The following is a 16,207-nucleotide window of genomic DNA, read 5'->3' on the forward strand; positions in this document are numbered from 1 at the left end:
TTTATTTTTGGAATAATCTTTTGACGTATTTTCCTAAGATATCAAATTCTAAATTCATTGTATCGCCAACTTTCACTTGATTAAGGTTTGTAAACTCCCAAGTATATGGAATAATTGCAACCGAAAACTGCCCTACTTTACTGTCAACAACTGTTAAACTAATTCCGTTAAGACAAATCGAACCTTTTTCTACTGTAACATTTCCAGACGATGCTTCATCATATTCTACTGTAACAAAAAAGCTACCATTTTGGTTTTCTATCGAAACAATTTTTCCGGTTTGATCTACATGACCCTGCACAATGTGACCATCGATACGACCATTGAATTGCAAACATCGTTCTAAATTGATCAAATCACCTTCTTTTAAAGTGTTAAAATTTGTTTTTTGTAAGGTTTCCTCTATAGCAGTAACTTTATAAAGTCCATCTTTGAAATCAACAACCGTTAAACAGACTCCATTATGTGCAACACTTTGATCAATTTTTAATTCATCACAAAAATCAGCTTCAATCCATAAATGTAAATTAGATTGCTCTTTCTCTGCTTTTATAAGCTTTCCTACTCCTTCTACGATTCCTGTAAACATGATGTTATTTTTGGTGAAATTAATAATTAATTTAAACTTATAAAATGAAAAAGGGATGATTTTAAAACATCATCCCTTAAATATATTATCTCTGTAATAATTTTTACTCTACAGTAACAGATTTTGCCAAGTTACGAGGCTGATCTACATTCTTACCTAATTTAACAGCAATCCAGTACGATAATAATTGTAATGGAATAGCTGTTAAGATTGGAGAGAATTCTTCTGCAGTTTCTGGGATTACTACATAATCATCTGCCATAGCAGTTACTTGCTCATCACCATCATTAACAATTGCAATTACTTTAGCGCTACGAGATTTAATTTCTTGAATGTTAGAAACTACTTTCTCGTAATAACCTTTTTTCGTTGCAATAACAATAACAGGCATATTTTCGTCCAATAATGCAATTGGTCCGTGCTTCATTTCTGCCGCTGGATAACCCTCTGCGTGGATATATGAAATCTCTTTTAATTTTAATGCACCTTCTAAAGCTGATGGATAGTTGTATCCACGTCCTAAATAAATTGCATTTCTGTTATCTTTGTATTTATCAGCAATTTGATCAATTACACCTTCACAGTTGTCTAAAATTTGTTGAACTAATTCTGGGATACGTTCTAACTCGCGTGTTAATAAGTTGAATTTCTCTGTTGATAATTCACCATTTTGTTTACCTAATTTTAAAGCAATCAACGCTAAAATTGTTAACTGAGCTGTAAATGCTTTTGTTGATGCAACACCAATTTCTGGTCCTGCATGTGTATAAGCACCAGCATCTGTAATACGAGCAATAGAAGAACCTACAACATTGTTGATTCCAAAGATAAATGCACCATTTTCTTTTGCTAATTTAAGTGCTGCCAATGTATCTGCTGTTTCTCCAGATTGAGAAATTGCAATCACGACATCGTGTTTATTGATGATTGGATTGCGGTAACGGAACTCAGATGCATATTCTACTTCTACAGGAATACGAGCGAAATCTTCGATCATGTATTCTGCAACCAAACCTGCATGGTAAGAAGTTCCACAAGCAACAATGATGATACGTTTTGCATTCAAGAATTTTTCTTGATGATCCCAAATACCAGCCATTTTAATAATGCCTTCGTCTACTAATAAACGTCCACGCATTGTATCACGAATAGAACGAGGTTGTTCGTTGATTTCTTTTAACATGAAATGCTCGTAACCACCTTTTTCAATCGCTTCAATATTTAATTGTAACTCTTGAACATCTAAAGAAACTGCTTCATTGTTATGGATTGTACGTACATCTACTTCTTTGTCTAAAGTAATTGTTGCCATATCACCATCTTCTAAATAAACCGCATCTTTTGTAAACTCAATAAACGGAGAAGCATCAGAAGCTACAAAAAATTCGTTTTCTCCAATACCAATTGCCAATGGAGAACCTAAACGTCCTACAACAATTGTATTTGCTTCTTCTTTGTCTAAAACTGCAATCGCATATGCTCCAATCACTTCATTCAAAGCTAAACGAACTGCATCAGTTAAGTTTAAATTTTGTTCTTCTTGAAATAATTGAATAAAGTTTACTAAAACTTCTGTATCTGTATCACTATGAAAAACGTACCCTTTGTCTTTTAGTAATTGTTTGATTGATTCATAATTTTCGATAATTCCGTTATGAACCAATACCAAACGTCCATTATTAGACATATGAGGATGAGAGTTTACATCATTTGGAACACCATGTGTTGCCCAACGTGTATGCCCAATTCCTAAATGAGGTGTTTTATCTAAATTTGCTGATTTATCTTCTAAATCTGAAACTTTTCCTTTTGTTTTTACCAATTCAAAATCGGTACCAGTAGAAAGAACTAAACCTGCACTATCATATCCACGATATTCTAGTCTTTTTAGTCCATTAATAATAATTGGGTACGCTTCGCGATGTCCAATATATCCTACAATTCCACACATAATATTTTATAGTATTTTAGTTAAATTCGTTAAATATAATACGCCCTATTTTTGAGAGTAATATACCAATAATTTCAGCTTTTTATCCGCTACTTCCGAATTATTTCCATGTAAAACAATTCTGTATGGATTATAAGCTCTATCATTTTGATAAGGATTTGTACTATTAATCGTAGTTGCATCGCTAACAGATGTTATAAAATTACCTATTGTAATAAACATCGTTTGATCTTTAAACTCATTTCCTTTCTCTAACATGCTTTTTAGATGTTTCGTGATATCAATTGTATAATAATCCGTATCTCCTTTTACAATAGGATTAAAGTGAACTGATGTAGGGTATGAATTATAGAATTCTAAAACGTCTGCATACAATTCATTTATAACTTTATCATCTTTTTTGTAGTTATTCCAAGCTACTAAATAAGGCGGTTTTGGAAAACTAGTTGAACCATCAATATAGAATTTTAATTTTGCTCCAAGAATCACAATATTACTTTTTGTCATCTCAGATTTTAATTCATCTAATTGCGTTTGATTGAATTTTAATTTTGCATAATTTCCACTCATTCCGCTTAAATACAATCTCGCGTCACCATTCACTTCATCGGGTTTGATTGTAGAATAAGTAGAACCTACTGCATTATTCACAATTTGAGAAGCAATAATATTGGCATTATTTGCAGTACCAGAATTCCACTGATTTGTCATATCAAAAGCATAAGTAGCACTCAAACGTTCTTTATAATTTGTGTCTGAACTTGTTTTTGCTGTCGGATTTTTATATGAATAATACATCTTCAAGTCAATTTTATTTGGATTAAAATTGACAATAAATCCATTTGATTCTTCAACAGAAAACTCTAAACCTTTGATATTTTCACGAATAAATGTTGCGTAATCAGAAAGTAATCCTGTTTTTGCATTTTTAATAATTTTTTCGTCAAAATAATCTGGATCTAAAGAAACTTTGTAACCAGGAACAACCTCAGAAATATTAGAAGTTCCCGTTTTTTGTTTAACAACTTTTCCTGTTACTGTTTTTCCGATAGTAGCTTTTCCGATTACTCTCGAATTAACAGAAATTGGCGACTCAAGTCCACTTAGTGTTGAAAAATATTTTGTGTCTTTATATAAGACCGTATTAATGTCTTTAATTTTCAACGTCATTGTCAAATCCTTATTCCCATACAAAGAGTCTACTGCATACTTTGTTGTAATTTGAATTGTATCTGTATCATTTGGTTTCTCTCCTGGTTTAGAAAGATTGATCGTATCTTTAGAAATTGGATCTTTAGTTGTACTGTAATAAACTGGAATTACCAAATTCACAGAATCTACTTTAGGTTCTGTTCCAAAATCCTGATCACCAGCATTTGAAGACGAAGGTCTAATTTGTGTATAAAACTTAGAAGATGTAGAACCAAAAATTGGTTCGTTGTACACACCAAAAGCTCCATTTTGAAGTACAAATTTATCTGTACGAAGCGTATCAAAATTTGCATTAAAAGCAATAACATCTAAGGATTTTACATTTCCTTCTGCCTCACCTCCAATCACATTGTTATCTAATCCTAGTGTTTCATTCTCACACGAAACAATTGCTCCCATTCCAATCATCATTGCAACAGACACAGAAAGGACATTCAAAAATTTTTTCATTAATCTAAACAGATTTTAATTAGAGTTCATTACTTCCTCAAGATAAAAGTTATTGTAAACTTCTTTTGCTTGTTCTTTAGAACAATAGTCTAATAGAGGAATATTTTGTTGGTTGATATAGTTTTTCACATCTTCTGGAATCATCTCTTCTCCTTTCGCAACTGCATCTGCATATTGTAAAGAAGCTTGAATCATACCCAAATGTGTAGGTTTTTCTAAATATGTTTGTACATCAGCTTCTACTTTATCAAAAGCTAATTTTTTAACTAATTCGTTATCTAATTCTCCTTCAAATCCGTTGTCAAATAAAGAAACAACAACTTTCGCATCTTGAAAGAAAGGATCGTCAGAATAATATTTTTTTAGATACAATGGTACTAAACTAGACATCCAACCCATTACGTGAACAACATCTGGTTTCCAGTTTAATTTTTTTACTGTCTCTAAAACTCCTTTTGCGAAGAAAATAGAACGTTCGTCGTTATCAGAAAATAGTCCATTATGTTCTCCATAAACTTCTTTACGTTTGAAATATTCTTCGTTATCAATAAAATACACTTGTAGTCTTTCTCCTGGAACAGAAGCGACTTTAATGATTAATGGTTGATCCAAATCATTAATAATCATGTTCATACCTGAAAGTCGTATTACTTCGTGTAATTGGTGTCTTCTTTCGTTAATTGCTCCAAATCTTGGCATAAAGATTCTTACATCTGCACCACTACTTTGCATGATTTTTGGCAAATCTAATGCTTGTGAAGACATCGGATTTTCAGGAAAGTAAGGTACCATTTCTGTTGTTACATACAATATGCGCTTTCCTTCCATAATTTCTACTCTCTTTTCCTAATGAATAATAAGGCACAAATTTACAAAAAAATGTTGATATATTATTTGCTTATAGTAGCTTTGCGAGATATTAGTTTTTTTTTAACAAATCAGTGTTATGGTTATATTTAACGAAAAGGAAAAATTAACTCCCGCAATCGTCGAGTTAAAAAACCAAAACAAAACCATTGGCTTTATCCCTACAATGGGCGCTTTACACGAAGGTCACATGTCTTTGGTCAAAGCTTCTAAAGCTCAAAACGACTACACAATCGTCAGCATTTTTGTCAATCCGACACAATTTAATAATGCAGAAGATTTAGCAAAATATCCTCGAACTGAGGAAAATGATAAAGAATTGTTAATGAAAAATGGCTGTGATTTTGTCTATATGCCTACTGTTGAAGATTTATATGAAACAAATGAAGGTGCAAAACATTACGATTTTGGTACAATAGACCAAGTGATGGAAGGCACTTCTCGCCCTGGACATTTTGATGGAGTAGCTACAATTGTTTGCAAATTATTCAAAGCAGTTCAACCAACAAGAGCATATTTTGGAGAGAAAGATTTTCAGCAAATTCGTATCATTCAAGAAATGGTAAAACAAGAAAATTTAGATGTCGAAATTGTTCCAATGCCAATTCATAGAGCAGATTCTGGTTTAGCATTTAGTTCAAGAAATGCACGTTTATCAACGCAACAAACTTCGGATGCCCCTCAAATTTATTCAATTTTATCGCAAGCTGTAACGCTTAAAAAAGAAGGAAAAGATGTTCCTGAAGTAAAAGCTTTCGTCGAAAATGAATTCAAAAATTCACCCTTCGAATTAGAATATTTTGAAATAACAGATGAAGAAACCTTGTTGTCTATCGAACATTTTTCTGAGGCCTATAATATTCGTGGATTTGTCGTTGCCTATGCAGGTGATGTACGTTTAATCGATAATATTCAGTTTTAATTAAATATAATAAATTTCTCAAATCAATAGAAAAATATTGAAACAGGTTTTGAAATTTATAAGTTCAGTGTAACTTTGCAAGATTATGATGGTAGAAGTTTTTCACTCTAAGATACATAGAGTTAAGGTAACAGACGCAAAATTAAACTACATCGGAAGTATTACAATCGACGAAGATTTGATAGATGCTGCCAATATGGTTGTGGGTCAGAAAGTACAAATCGTGGTACAAGAGAATGGCGAACGATTTGAAACTTATATTATAAAAGGTAAACGTGGAAGTGGCGAAATCTGTCTGAATGGACCTGCAGCGCGTAAAGTACAAGTTGGTGACACAGTTATCATCATTACGTATGCGATGATGGAGTTTGAGGAAGCCAAAACATACGAACCAACAATTGTTTTCCCTAACGAGAACAATCGTTTAGATTAAGAAATTAATTTTCAACAATTTATATGAAGAGTAAGATCAAACAATCGCTCTTCTTAATCACTGCTTCATTGTTAGCCGTATTTTTTGTCGTGGTAACAGTGAAGCAAATTGATTTCGAACGAGTTGCAAAAGTTTTAAAACAAACCAATTATTTTTGGATTTTTGCATCTATGGCAATCAGTATTCTCACATATTGGATACGCGCCGCTCGTTGGGATCTTCTTCTAAAGCCAATGGGCTACAACACACAAACCTCATCTGGTTTTTGGGCTATTGCATTTGCATATTTTATGAATTTGACCATTCCTCGAAGTGGTGAAGTGGCTCGTGCAACAAGTTTCTATAAAATGGAAAAAGTGCCGTTTGAGAAATCTTTCGGAACAGTAGTTTTAGAGCGTGTAATTGACGTTTTATTTTTGGGATTATTTTTCGGTTTAACACTTATTTTCAATTATGAAACATTCATCAAATTTGTAGAATTAGGAAACAAAGAAAAAGTACATCAACCAACAGCTGAACCTTCTTTCTTAAAATACTACATCACAATTGGAGTTCTTGTTTTAGGAATTGGATTAATCGCTATTTTCTGGAAAAAAATTAGTCAATTAAAGTTTTTTGAAAAAATCAAAACCTTTCTATTTGGACTTTGGGAAGGTATAAAATCAATCTCGAAATTAGAAAAAAGAGGCTTATTCATTTTTTATTCTTTCGCACTTTGGATTTGTTATTTCCTAATGACTTTCCTTGTTTTCTTTGCTTTTCCAGACACCAAAAATTTTAGTATACTAGAAGGTTTATTTCTATTGATTGCGGGATCTTTAGGAATGATTTTGCCTGTTTCAGGCGGTTTGGCTTATCCATATATTATGTCGATTGCATTTTCGGCCGTTTATTTAGCAAAAGGCGGAGATCAGCACGAAGGACGAGCAATTGGCGATTATTTTGGGTTAATTCTTTATATAGCTCAAGTTGTATCGATGATTAGTTTTGGATTGATTGCTATTTACAAAATCGCACGAATTCGACGAGATTCTACACAATAATCTCATACCTCCAAAACTACGATTCCAAAGCTTTACCATTTTATTGATTTCCCAAGGATTTATTTTATAACTTATTTTCATAACAAAAAAGAAAATAAGATTGACAAACAATACAAAAAGTAATTCCATAGCTAATAAGTTTCATTAAATATACATTTTATTTCTTTATCATTTCCAAATATTTAGGCGCTTGTTCTTCTAAAATTTCTGTAATCTTATCGTATTTATTTTCTTTTACGAGTTTCTCTAATTCAAAATTCGCATAGCAATAACGCACATAATCAGTGACTTTATTTTCGGGAATATTCAATGTTTCGATGAAATAATTTGAGGTGAAATAATTCTCTAAATCCTTGATTTTATCTACCTTTTTGAAATATTCGTTTTGTTTTTTATCTTTTTTCTTTTGTCCAGAAATAGTTGCTATCCAATTCGACGGATCCAACAATCCATTATTATTAATTGTAGAAGTCATGTTAGGATTTATCTTTCGGAAACGCAAATTTGGATTAAAACCCAAGTTCAAATTATCATACAATTCATCTACTTTTCCGTGTTCTAACTTGATGTTATTCTTAAAATTTCTGTCCAACGTATTAATTCGCGCTTCAGCAAGTTCAATCGTTTCAATATTCAAATGAATCGTCAGCATTCCTTTTACTAAAATATCCGATGTAATTTTGATTTTTCGTTCGATATAAAAATCATGTGTAATCACCAATTCATCTCCCACAGAAGCTTTAATTGAAAACATTCCGCTCGCATTTGTAAACGTTTTCGCATTCGTCGATTCGTTTGTCACCAAAATATTGTCTACCGCATCTTGCCCAGCAACACCATCATCAATCACTACTTTTCCAGTAATCAAGGTTGTTTGCGCAAATGTAAAAACGCTCAACAAATTCAATAATATAATGTAATTTATTCTACTCATTTTTCTTCATTTTTGCTAAATAAATCGGCGCTTGTTCTTCAATTATAAAAAGAATTTCATCAAAATTATTATCTCGCAACAATTTCGGAAAATCAAAATTTGAATAACAATAATCTAAAAACTCGTTTATTTTTCCTTCTGGAATTTTCAAATCATTCACAAAATAATATGTCGTAAAAAATTTATGCAACGCCGATAATTGATCTTCTTTCACAACTTTTATTGGACCTGGATTTTTCATTCGTTTTTTTGGGTTTTTGAACAAATCAAATACCCCTTTTAGATTAACTCCTCCAACCTGTTTAATCGTTCTATTGACTCTTTCTTCATCATGTTTAAGATTCAGTTCCGCTTTAAATTCTAGAGAAGTAAAACCCGCTTCATCATTCAATTTTTCTTGAAATGATTTTTCTTTTCCCAAATTTTTGAGCGAATTTTTATCTAATTTCGAGATATTCGCTTCTTTCAATTCTATCACTTCAATATTAACATGAATCGTCACAAAACCTTTCGTAATCATAGTTTCCGAAACTTTCAATTTTCTTTCTTCGATTCCCGTATGTTTTATTAACAATTCATCATTCAAATTCACATTTATCGAAAATAAGCCAACATTATTTGCTTTGGTTCTAACTTTAGTCGTTAAATTTTCAATCGAAGTTCCTTCCAAATCAATAACTTCTTCTGCATCATCCACAATAATTTTTCCTGTGATTAAAGTGCTTTGTGCTTGAAGGCAACTTGATGAAATGATTAATAAAAAGAATAAAAATTTACTCATGTTCGATTGTTTTTTGGTTGATAGTAGAAAGATAATTTGGTGCTTGTTCTTTTAAAATTTGCTTTATTCTATTGAAATTTTTCTTACGAATTAACTTGTCAAAATTATTTGAATAATAACATGTTCCAATAAAATCTATAATTTGATCCCTCGAAAGTTTCAACTCTTTGATAAAGAAAGTTTCACCAATAACACTTTTCAAATCAATAATTTTCTCATAAGTAGAAATCCTTTTTTTATCTAAAATTCCTTTTCCATTTGGCGTTTTAAATAATTTTACGATTTCTAATAAATTGCCTGCATATGGATTATCTTTTCGATGAAATGTCGCCCAATTATGTCTCTCAACAACAGTTTTTTGAAACTCCTTATCATTAACACCAGTCGCATCAACAATTTCTTTAGAAGCAGATTTATTTTTTCCTAATTTGTTAAGCTTGTCTATATTTAATTTCGAGATATTCGCTTCTTTCAACTCAATTACTTCAATATTTACATGAATCGTCACAAAACCTTTCGCAATAATGCTTTCCGAAACTTTCAATCTTCTTTCTTCGATTCCCGTATGCTTGATTAACAATTCATCATTCAAATTCACATTTATCGAAAATAAGCCAACATTATTCGCTTTTGTTTTGGTTTTTGTCGTTAAATTTTCAATCGAAGTTCCTTCCAAATCAATAACTTCTTCTGCATCATCCACAATAATTTTTCCTGTAATTAAAGTGCTTTGTGCTTGAAGATAACTTGATGAAATGATTAATAAAAAGAATAAAATTTTACTCATTTTCGATTGGTTTTTGGTTGATAATAGAAAGATAATTTGGCGCTTGTTCTTCGAAAATCAAACTAATTTGATCATAATTATTTGCTTTTAAAAGTGGTTCTAACTTAAACTCAACAAAGCAATAATGAATAAAATCAAGAATATTTCCTTTTGGAATTTTCAAATCATGCTCAAAATAATATTCGGTGAAATAATCTTTGAGCTGAATGATTTTATCATATTTATCAAGGTTTTTCTTTTTCAGAAAATGTTTATACGTCTGCACTTCTTTGTCCGAATATTGCTCTATCAAACCCATCACATTTTCATAACGAATGGGAACTCTTAATTTTCGAAGATATTCCGAAGCAAAATAGGCTTTCACCATATCATTTTTAAACTCTTCATTAATACCTAAACTTTTATTGATTTTTTCGCTTTGCGTTTCTTCTTTGCTAATATTTTCTTTCCAATTCTTTTTAAGCGGTTTTATTTTCGTTTCGGATAATTCTATCACTTCAACATTTAGATGAACGTCTATAAAACCCTTTCTAATCATTGATTCAGAAATCTTAAGCTGACGTTCTTCAATTCCAATTTGTTTGAAAAGTAAAACATCGTTTGGCTGAACTCGAATCGAAAAAAGACCTTTTTCATTTGATTTTGTTCGTGCATTTGACGTTAAATTTTCGATTACAAAATCATCAAGATTAACGATTTCATCCGCATTATCTACCATAATTTTCCCCGAAATTAAAGTCGATTGTGCATTGGCAGAAATACAAAAAATATAAAAAAAGCTAAGAAGTAAAGTTCTTTTCATTGGCATTTTAAAACATGATTAAAAATAATCGAGAAAATGATTGAAAATCAATATTTAACTCAACTTTATCTAAAGTTGATAATTTGTTAAAAAAGTAAATTATTATTAACGTTTTTTAGTTGTTGTATTAAAATTTTTCACACTTATAACTCCATATCTTGTCGCGATAAAACATTATTTTTGTCTAAATTTGAAACTATGGCTAAAACAAAAACTACATATTTCTGCCAAAACTGTGGCACGCAAACCGCGCAATGGATGGGACAATGCAAAAGTTGTGGCGAATGGAATACCATTGTTGAAGAAATTGTAGACAAAGGCGACGAAAAAAAATCGTGGAAAGATAAATCGGACAAAAAAGAAAAAACTTTTGCCCTGAATATTCGCGAAATAAATCCATTAGGAGAAATAAGAATTTCAACGAAAAACCAAGAATTAGATAGGGTTTTAGGAGGCGGAATTGTTCCTGGATCAGTGATTTTGGTTGGTGGAGAACCTGGTGTTGGAAAATCGACATTGATGTTGCAAGTTGCCTTAAAGTTAGATACGATTAAAATCTTATATGTATCTGGAGAAGAATCTGTTTCGCAAGTAAAACTTCGTGCCGAACGAATCGGAATTGAATCGGATCAATGTTTTATTTTACCCGAAACTAATACGCAAAAAATATTTGCGCATGCCAAAGAAATTCAACCTCAACTGATTGTTGTCGATTCTGTACAAACGCTTCAAACCACTTATGTAGAATCATCTCCAGGAAGTATTTCGCAAATTCGAGAAACAACTTTTGAGCTGATTCAATACGCAAAAGAAACCAACACACCGATTATTTTAATTGGTCATATTACGAAAGAAGGTGTAATTGCTGGACCAAAAATTTTGGAACATATGGTAGATGTTGTGTTGCAATTTGAAGGCGATCGCAACCATATTTACCGAATTTTACGTGCAAACAAAAACCGTTTTGGCTCGACTGCAGAAATCGGAATTTATGAAATGCAAGGAGCTGGTTTGCGTGAAGTCACAAATCCGTCAGAAGTATTAATTACCAAAAAAGATGAATTACTAAGCGGAAATGCAATTGCAGCAACTTTGGAAGGTGTTCGCCCGATGTTGATTGAAATTCAAGCTTTAGTTTCTACTGCTGTTTATGGAACTCCACAACGTACTGCTACTGGTTTTGATGCCAAACGATTGAATATGTTGTTGGCAGTTTTAGAAAAACGTGCTGGGTTCAGACTGAATATGAAAGATGTTTTCTTGAATATTACAGGCGGAATTCGAGTGGATGATCCTGCAATTGATTTAGCTGTTATTGCGGCAATTCTTTCGTCAAGCGAAGATTCTGCTGTTCCTGATAATTGTTGTTTTGCTGGAGAGGTTGGGTTGAGTGGAGAAATAAGAGCTGTAAATCGTGTTGAACAACGCATTACCGAAGCTGAAAAATTAGGTTTTGATGCAATTTTTGTTTCAAAATACAATAAAATAAAAGATACAGATTTTGGAATTCGAATCGTTAGAATATCTAAAGTTGAAGATTTATATCGAATGTTATTTCAATAGAATATTAAATATTTTATAAACACTTGATTTATACATTATTTTTTCTATTTTTATTCGAAACTAAAAACACTCTAATTATGGATTATTCTAACCAATCTACTCAAGATTTTAATCAACCACAACAATCTTCTTTTGAAGAAATTAAACCAAAACCAGAAAACAACCTTGTTTTAGCAATCATTGGTACTGTTTTAGGGCTTTGTTCTCCTTGTTGCATCGGTACTATTGTGGGTATTATTGCAATTGTTTTTGCAAATCAAGTGAATACAAAACACAATATTGGCGATTATACAGGTGCTGAACAAGCAGCTAAGAATTCTAAATTATTAGCTTATGTTGCAATTGGTTTAGGCGTAATTGGTGTTATTATAAATGTTGTGATGTTAATTACAGGAGGTATGGATGCTTATATGGAGCAATATAAAAGTATTTTAGAAAGCTCTAACGGAAATTAATCATATGATAAAACGGATTTTGGTTTATGGATTAGCTACGCTTTTGCCTATTTTGGTAATCGTCTATTTTTATAGTTATTACAGCAACCAAAGTCCGTTTTCTATCAAATGTATATTTCATGAAATAACAGGATTATGGTGTCCTGGCTGCGGCGGTCAACGTGCTTTTTCCTTGCTAGTTCACGGACATTTTTTACAATCGTTACGCTACAATCTTATTTTACCATTTGCACTTTACATTTGTATACAATTGTATTATGCTATTGTTGGAAATATTTTTTTAGGCAAACCAATGTCAGGCAAATTACATCTTCCCGCAAGTTTTGCGCGAAATTTCTTAATCTTCCTTTTGATTTATTCTATTTTAAGAAATATTCCTCTTTCACCTTTTATATATTTGGCTCCAGAAAGTTAGAAATATGGGATTAGATAATGTTGAATTAATCATGGAATTTGAAAATCATTTCAAAATTCATTTTAAAGATGAAGATATTCAAAAAGTAAGTCGAGTTGGGGAAATTTCAAACCTAATTTGTCAAATGATTGATGTTACTTCCGAAAACAAAGAAGAATTTAATTCACTTTACATAACGTTTCAAAATTACTTTGGACATCATATTCAACTAACGGATAAAATATCTAATTACTTACAAGTAAATAACTTCCAAAAGTTAAGTGATTTTTTAAATCTAAAAATTAAAAATTTCACGAATCTATTAAAATATGTTTTCTTAGATTATCATTTTATAAAATGGGAAAATCTTACTGTTGAAGAATTTATCAATGCAATATTAATTACAAATTGTAAACATCTTTTTGATAATAATTTACCTAAAAATCGATATCAAGTTTATTTAATTGTAGGAAGTATTATTTTGGACAGAATAGGCTGTCCTGTTTATGATATACAACCATATGCAAGTATTACAAAAGATTTGCGAATTGATTAAATAAAAAAATCAGAGAACTATTCCTCTGATTTCTTATTTGTTGTTCGTGGATTTTGACGCTCCTCGCCTTCTTTCAATTCTCCTCGACGTATTCTATTTTTGTCCGAATCTTTGTTATCATTTGGTAAAGAAACTGGTTGATTTGTCTCTCCTAAAACCCATGTTTCGGTCGCATCCCACATCGCTCTAATTTTGATTGGCTCTGGATACAAATAAATTGGTTCGGGTTGTTTACCTGATAAATAATCGCCTGTATCCCATTTTCCATTTTCGTTTTCATCAACCAATAAACGGAACAAATATTCTCCTGGCTCAATAAAATTGAACTCAAAATAGTTTTTATTTGCTGGATTATAAATTTCTTCAATTACTGTAAAATCTTTATCAGTCTTTAAAAACTGTAGGATAAATGGTTTGCTTGGAGTATTTTGTAGTGTTAATTTCAAATGTCCAAAATCGCCTCTCGTTCCCATTTTTATTGGATAAGCAAGCGTATCATTCTTCTCTCCTAACACATCTGTCAACGCATTTGGATAAATATTAACTTCAAATTTTTCGTCTAAATTTTTCTCAAAAGCAAAATTCAAGTTCTGAGCATTCACTGTATCAATCGAAACTTTGAATGGAATTGAAACTGTATCTTTAAACACATAAATTTTAGATAAATCCAATGATTTTATTGGTGCATTTGCCTGAATTTTAAATGGTTTATTTGGTGGTAATTTTTGATCATTTAATGCTTTAAATTCTAATTTTCGTTCTGTATTCGATTTTGAATATAATGCACTTACTTCATCAATTTGATCTTTATGTTGAACCTTGAAATTCAATTTTGCACTTCTTCCTACAATTGTATCCACCTTTGGATTGAACCAAAAATTAATCGAATCTTGTTTTGGAAACTTCTGAATATAAGCTGTTTTAAATTCTTTTCCAACCGGAGTTATCGTTACATCATCCGTTGCTCCTGTCGTTTTAAAAACAATTAAACCTTCTTGTTTAAAACTCGCTTCAGGTTTACGATAATCTGGTTTTTGATTGAATAAATTCAAGTTGATTTGTTGATTTGCATTCAGCTCAATTGGTTCGTTATGAAAAGCCAAACGCTCTTTCCCATAATCGTACATCACATTTTCTACCATATCCTCAAAAGCAATTAATTTATATTTGCCCGAAGCCAAATAATTTAATTGATATTCTCCTTTATCATTGGCTCTCGCAATGTAATATGGTTTCTTTTGCAGAATGATACTGTCTTTGTAAGCACTGTCTACTTTATATAGCCCAACCAATATCTTCTCTGGTAACTTGAAATCATAAGACGCATTTACTCGACCTGTCACCTTCAACGAATCAATAAAACTACCTGTCGAAAAAACATATTGAAAGTTTGACAACTTATTATTTTCGTTAAAATCTTGAATCGCATCACCAAAATTGAAACTATACGTCGTGTTTGGTAACAATGGTTCTTGAAATTTAATCGAAATATATTTCTTCGCTAAAGCTTGCGGCGTCACAATTGGGGGAATCTGAAACGATGGCGAAACAACCACATTTTTGCTGTATTCTTTCAGAAGAACGTATTCATCAAAGTTGATTGTAGCCTCTTGCAAATTAAGATCTACATTCGTAGCCAATGTATCTGGATCAGCTTTTAGGAAAACTGGCGGAGTTTCATCTTTAGGTCCTCCCGTTGGTGAACCTTGTCTTGCACAAGAAATAACCGTCAAAATGGTTAACATCAAAAGCGAAAAACGTGTCGTCTTATTCATGGGCGCAAGTTAAGAAAAAGCTTGTTATTAAGCACAAGCAATGGTAATTACACTTATCTTAAAATTTTCTGAAAGATTAAACTTTTTTATTGCCGATGCAATTGTTGCACCAGTTGTTAAGACATCATCAATCAAAATATAATGTCCAGGTTTAAGATTTGGATTGATTTCAAACGCATCTTTCAAGTTATCCAATCGGTGTTTTTTGTCTTCATTTACTTGAGATGAATTGTATTTAGTTCGGATTAATCCATCCGAAAAATAATTTATCTGGTTGATTTCTGCCAACGTTCGTGCAAAATTTTCTACTTGATTGTAGCCTCTTGTTTTCAATCGTTTTGAATGCAATGGAATCGGAATAATTCCGTCATAATGACTCAAATCAAACTTAATCATCTGCGCTAAATCAATTCCAATTTCTGGGCGATTTCTATATTTCATTTCATGTAAAATAGCTTGCGTGGTGTTATGATGTTTAAATTCTAACAAAGAAAAAGCGTTTTCAACTTCGCAAAAATTTCTCAATTTATCATAAGCTCGATTATTTTGATCGAAATTAAAATGTGTGAAAACGAGTTTTGTTGAACACGAAACACACAGAAATTGCGAAGGTTGAATGACGTCTTGGCAATCCAAACAACGCATCGGAAAAAATAAATCAACCAAAGAATTTACGATTGTTTTGATTTCCAT

At 31.6% G+C, this 16,207-nt stretch carries 17 protein-coding genes; 7 read left to right on the top strand and 10 right to left on the bottom strand.

Annotated features, from left to right (window positions below; all coding sequences use genetic code 11):
• Position 1 precedes the first annotated feature (1 nt).
• From B3I31_RS03295 to B3I31_RS03310, 4 genes are all read right to left on the bottom strand, one after another.
• On the bottom strand, positions 2 to 589 hold the full coding sequence (locus B3I31_RS03295) for a riboflavin synthase (RefSeq protein WP_221854045.1): 588 nt from the start codon (positions 587 to 589) through the stop codon (positions 2 to 4).
• A gap of 103 nt (positions 590 to 692) precedes the next feature.
• Positions 693 to 2,540 (bottom strand): glutamine--fructose-6-phosphate transaminase (isomerizing), encoded by a 1,848-nt coding sequence (gene glmS, locus B3I31_RS03300; protein WP_291059877.1) that lies wholly within the window; start codon positions 2,538 to 2,540, stop codon positions 693 to 695.
• Between the two features lie 45 nt (positions 2,541 to 2,585).
• Positions 2,586 to 4,202, bottom strand: coding sequence for a DUF4270 family protein (locus tag B3I31_RS03305; RefSeq protein ID WP_291047335.1), 1,617 nt, complete (start codon positions 4,200 to 4,202; stop codon positions 2,586 to 2,588).
• A 15-nt stretch (positions 4,203 to 4,217) separates the two neighbouring features.
• Positions 4,218 to 5,030 carry a glycogen/starch synthase gene (locus B3I31_RS03310; RefSeq protein WP_291047337.1) on the bottom strand — a complete coding sequence of 271 codons (813 nt, stop codon included), beginning with the start codon at positions 5,028 to 5,030 and terminating at the stop codon, positions 4,218 to 4,220.
• Between the two features lie 118 nt (positions 5,031 to 5,148).
• Between B3I31_RS03310 and panC the strand changes: the two genes are divergently transcribed.
• From panC to B3I31_RS03325, 3 genes are all read left to right on the top strand, one after another.
• Positions 5,149 to 5,991 (top strand): pantoate--beta-alanine ligase, encoded by an 843-nt coding sequence (gene panC / locus B3I31_RS03315; RefSeq protein ID WP_291059873.1) that lies wholly within the window; start codon positions 5,149 to 5,151, stop codon positions 5,989 to 5,991.
• Positions 5,992 to 6,076: 85 nt separating this feature from the next.
• A complete protein-coding gene (gene panD, locus B3I31_RS03320; RefSeq protein WP_038336011.1) occupies positions 6,077 to 6,424 on the top strand; it encodes an aspartate 1-decarboxylase in 348 nt (115 codons plus the stop codon).
• A 23-nt stretch (positions 6,425 to 6,447) separates the two neighbouring features.
• Positions 6,448 to 7,467 (top strand): lysylphosphatidylglycerol synthase transmembrane domain-containing protein, encoded by a 1,020-nt coding sequence (locus B3I31_RS03325; protein ID WP_291059871.1) that lies wholly within the window; start codon positions 6,448 to 6,450, stop codon positions 7,465 to 7,467.
• A gap of 157 nt (positions 7,468 to 7,624) precedes the next feature.
• Here the strand turns inward: B3I31_RS03325 and B3I31_RS03330 are convergent, their stop codons facing one another.
• The 4 genes from B3I31_RS03330 to B3I31_RS03345 are packed head-to-tail and all read right to left on the bottom strand — an operon-like array spanning position 7,625 to position 10,771.
• A complete protein-coding gene (locus tag B3I31_RS03330) occupies positions 7,625 to 8,401 on the bottom strand; it encodes a hypothetical protein (protein WP_291087583.1) in 777 nt (258 codons plus the stop codon).
• Positions 8,394 to 9,182 (bottom strand): hypothetical protein, encoded by a 789-nt coding sequence (locus B3I31_RS03335; protein WP_114998536.1) that lies wholly within the window; start codon positions 9,180 to 9,182, stop codon positions 8,394 to 8,396. Before B3I31_RS03335 ends, B3I31_RS03330 begins: the two co-directional genes overlap by 8 nt.
• Positions 9,175 to 9,969, bottom strand: coding sequence for a hypothetical protein (locus B3I31_RS03340; protein WP_291087586.1), 795 nt, complete (start codon positions 9,967 to 9,969; stop codon positions 9,175 to 9,177). The genes B3I31_RS03335 and B3I31_RS03340 overlap by 8 nt, the downstream gene beginning before the upstream one ends.
• Complete coding sequence (locus tag B3I31_RS03345) at positions 9,962 to 10,771, bottom strand: hypothetical protein (RefSeq protein WP_291059865.1); 810 nt, start codon at positions 10,769 to 10,771, stop codon at positions 9,962 to 9,964. Before B3I31_RS03345 ends, B3I31_RS03340 begins: the two co-directional genes overlap by 8 nt.
• Before the next feature lie 198 nt (positions 10,772 to 10,969).
• Here B3I31_RS03345 and radA point away from each other — a divergent pair, with 198 nt between their 5' ends.
• From radA to B3I31_RS03365, 4 genes are all read left to right on the top strand, one after another.
• Positions 10,970 to 12,334 (top strand): DNA repair protein RadA, encoded by a 1,365-nt coding sequence (gene radA / locus B3I31_RS03350; RefSeq protein ID WP_125349136.1) that lies wholly within the window; start codon positions 10,970 to 10,972, stop codon positions 12,332 to 12,334.
• A gap of 77 nt (positions 12,335 to 12,411) precedes the next feature.
• On the top strand, positions 12,412 to 12,789 hold the full coding sequence (locus B3I31_RS03355) for a CD225/dispanin family protein (protein WP_114998540.1): 378 nt from the start codon (positions 12,412 to 12,414) through the stop codon (positions 12,787 to 12,789).
• A gap of 4 nt (positions 12,790 to 12,793) precedes the next feature.
• Positions 12,794 to 13,204: a DUF2752 domain-containing protein gene (locus B3I31_RS03360; protein ID WP_291059862.1), complete on the top strand. Its 411-nt coding sequence runs from the start codon at positions 12,794 to 12,796 to the stop codon at positions 13,202 to 13,204.
• Positions 13,205 to 13,208: 4 nt separating this feature from the next.
• Complete coding sequence (locus B3I31_RS03365; protein WP_291059861.1) at positions 13,209 to 13,739, top strand: hypothetical protein; 531 nt, start codon at positions 13,209 to 13,211, stop codon at positions 13,737 to 13,739.
• Positions 13,740 to 13,756: 17 nt separating this feature from the next.
• On the opposite strand, the gene B3I31_RS03370 is transcribed toward B3I31_RS03365, so the two are convergent.
• Positions 13,757 to 15,514, bottom strand: a complete 1,758-nt coding sequence (locus tag B3I31_RS03370) for an Ig-like domain-containing protein (RefSeq protein ID WP_291059860.1) — start codon at positions 15,512 to 15,514, stop codon at positions 13,757 to 13,759.
• A 27-nt stretch (positions 15,515 to 15,541) separates the two neighbouring features.
• Entirely contained in the window at positions 15,542 to 16,207 is a 666-nt protein-coding gene (locus B3I31_RS03375; RefSeq protein WP_125349131.1) for a ComF family protein, read from the bottom strand.

It is taken from the genome of Empedobacter sp. UBA3475 (assembly GCF_002378465.1).
GTDB lineage: Bacteria > Bacteroidota > Bacteroidia > Flavobacteriales > Weeksellaceae > Empedobacter > Empedobacter falsenii_B.

Excerpts from the sequence above, each read along its gene's own strand:
- B3I31_RS03305 (WP_291047335.1), bottom strand. The coding sequence starts at position 4,202 with ATGAAAAAATTTTTGAATGTCCTTTCTGTGTCTGTTGCAATGATGATT.
- radA (WP_125349136.1), top strand. The coding sequence starts at position 10,970 with ATGGCTAAAACAAAAACTACATATTTCTGCCAAAACTGTGGCACGCAA.
- B3I31_RS03370 (WP_291059860.1), bottom strand. The coding sequence starts at position 15,514 with ATGAATAAGACGACACGTTTTTCGCTTTTGATGTTAACCATTTTGACG.
- B3I31_RS03340 (WP_291087586.1), bottom strand. The coding sequence starts at position 9,969 with ATGAGTAAAATTTTATTCTTTTTATTAATCATTTCATCAAGTTATCTT.
- B3I31_RS03310 (WP_291047337.1), bottom strand. The coding sequence starts at position 5,030 with ATGGAAGGAAAGCGCATATTGTATGTAACAACAGAAATGGTACCTTAC.
- B3I31_RS03330 (WP_291087583.1), bottom strand. The coding sequence starts at position 8,401 with ATGAGTAGAATAAATTACATTATATTATTGAATTTGTTGAGCGTTTTT.
- B3I31_RS03325 (WP_291059871.1), top strand. The coding sequence starts at position 6,448 with ATGAAGAGTAAGATCAAACAATCGCTCTTCTTAATCACTGCTTCATTG.
- B3I31_RS03295 (WP_221854045.1), bottom strand. The coding sequence starts at position 589 with ATGTTTACAGGAATCGTAGAAGGAGTAGGAAAGCTTATAAAAGCAGAG.
- B3I31_RS03335 (WP_114998536.1), bottom strand. The coding sequence starts at position 9,182 with ATGAGTAAATTTTTATTCTTTTTATTAATCATTTCATCAAGTTGCCTT.
- panC (WP_291059873.1), top strand. The coding sequence starts at position 5,149 with ATGGTTATATTTAACGAAAAGGAAAAATTAACTCCCGCAATCGTCGAG.
- B3I31_RS03355 (WP_114998540.1), top strand. The coding sequence starts at position 12,412 with ATGGATTATTCTAACCAATCTACTCAAGATTTTAATCAACCACAACAA.
- B3I31_RS03365 (WP_291059861.1), top strand. The coding sequence starts at position 13,209 with ATGGGATTAGATAATGTTGAATTAATCATGGAATTTGAAAATCATTTC.
- B3I31_RS03360 (WP_291059862.1), top strand. The coding sequence starts at position 12,794 with ATGATAAAACGGATTTTGGTTTATGGATTAGCTACGCTTTTGCCTATT.
- B3I31_RS03345 (WP_291059865.1), bottom strand. The coding sequence starts at position 10,771 with ATGAAAAGAACTTTACTTCTTAGCTTTTTTTATATTTTTTGTATTTCT.
- glmS (WP_291059877.1), bottom strand. The coding sequence starts at position 2,540 with ATGTGTGGAATTGTAGGATATATTGGACATCGCGAAGCGTACCCAATT.
- B3I31_RS03375 (WP_125349131.1), bottom strand. The coding sequence starts at position 16,207 with ATGGAAATCAAAACAATCGTAAATTCTTTGGTTGATTTATTTTTTCCG.
- panD (WP_038336011.1), top strand. The coding sequence starts at position 6,077 with ATGATGGTAGAAGTTTTTCACTCTAAGATACATAGAGTTAAGGTAACA.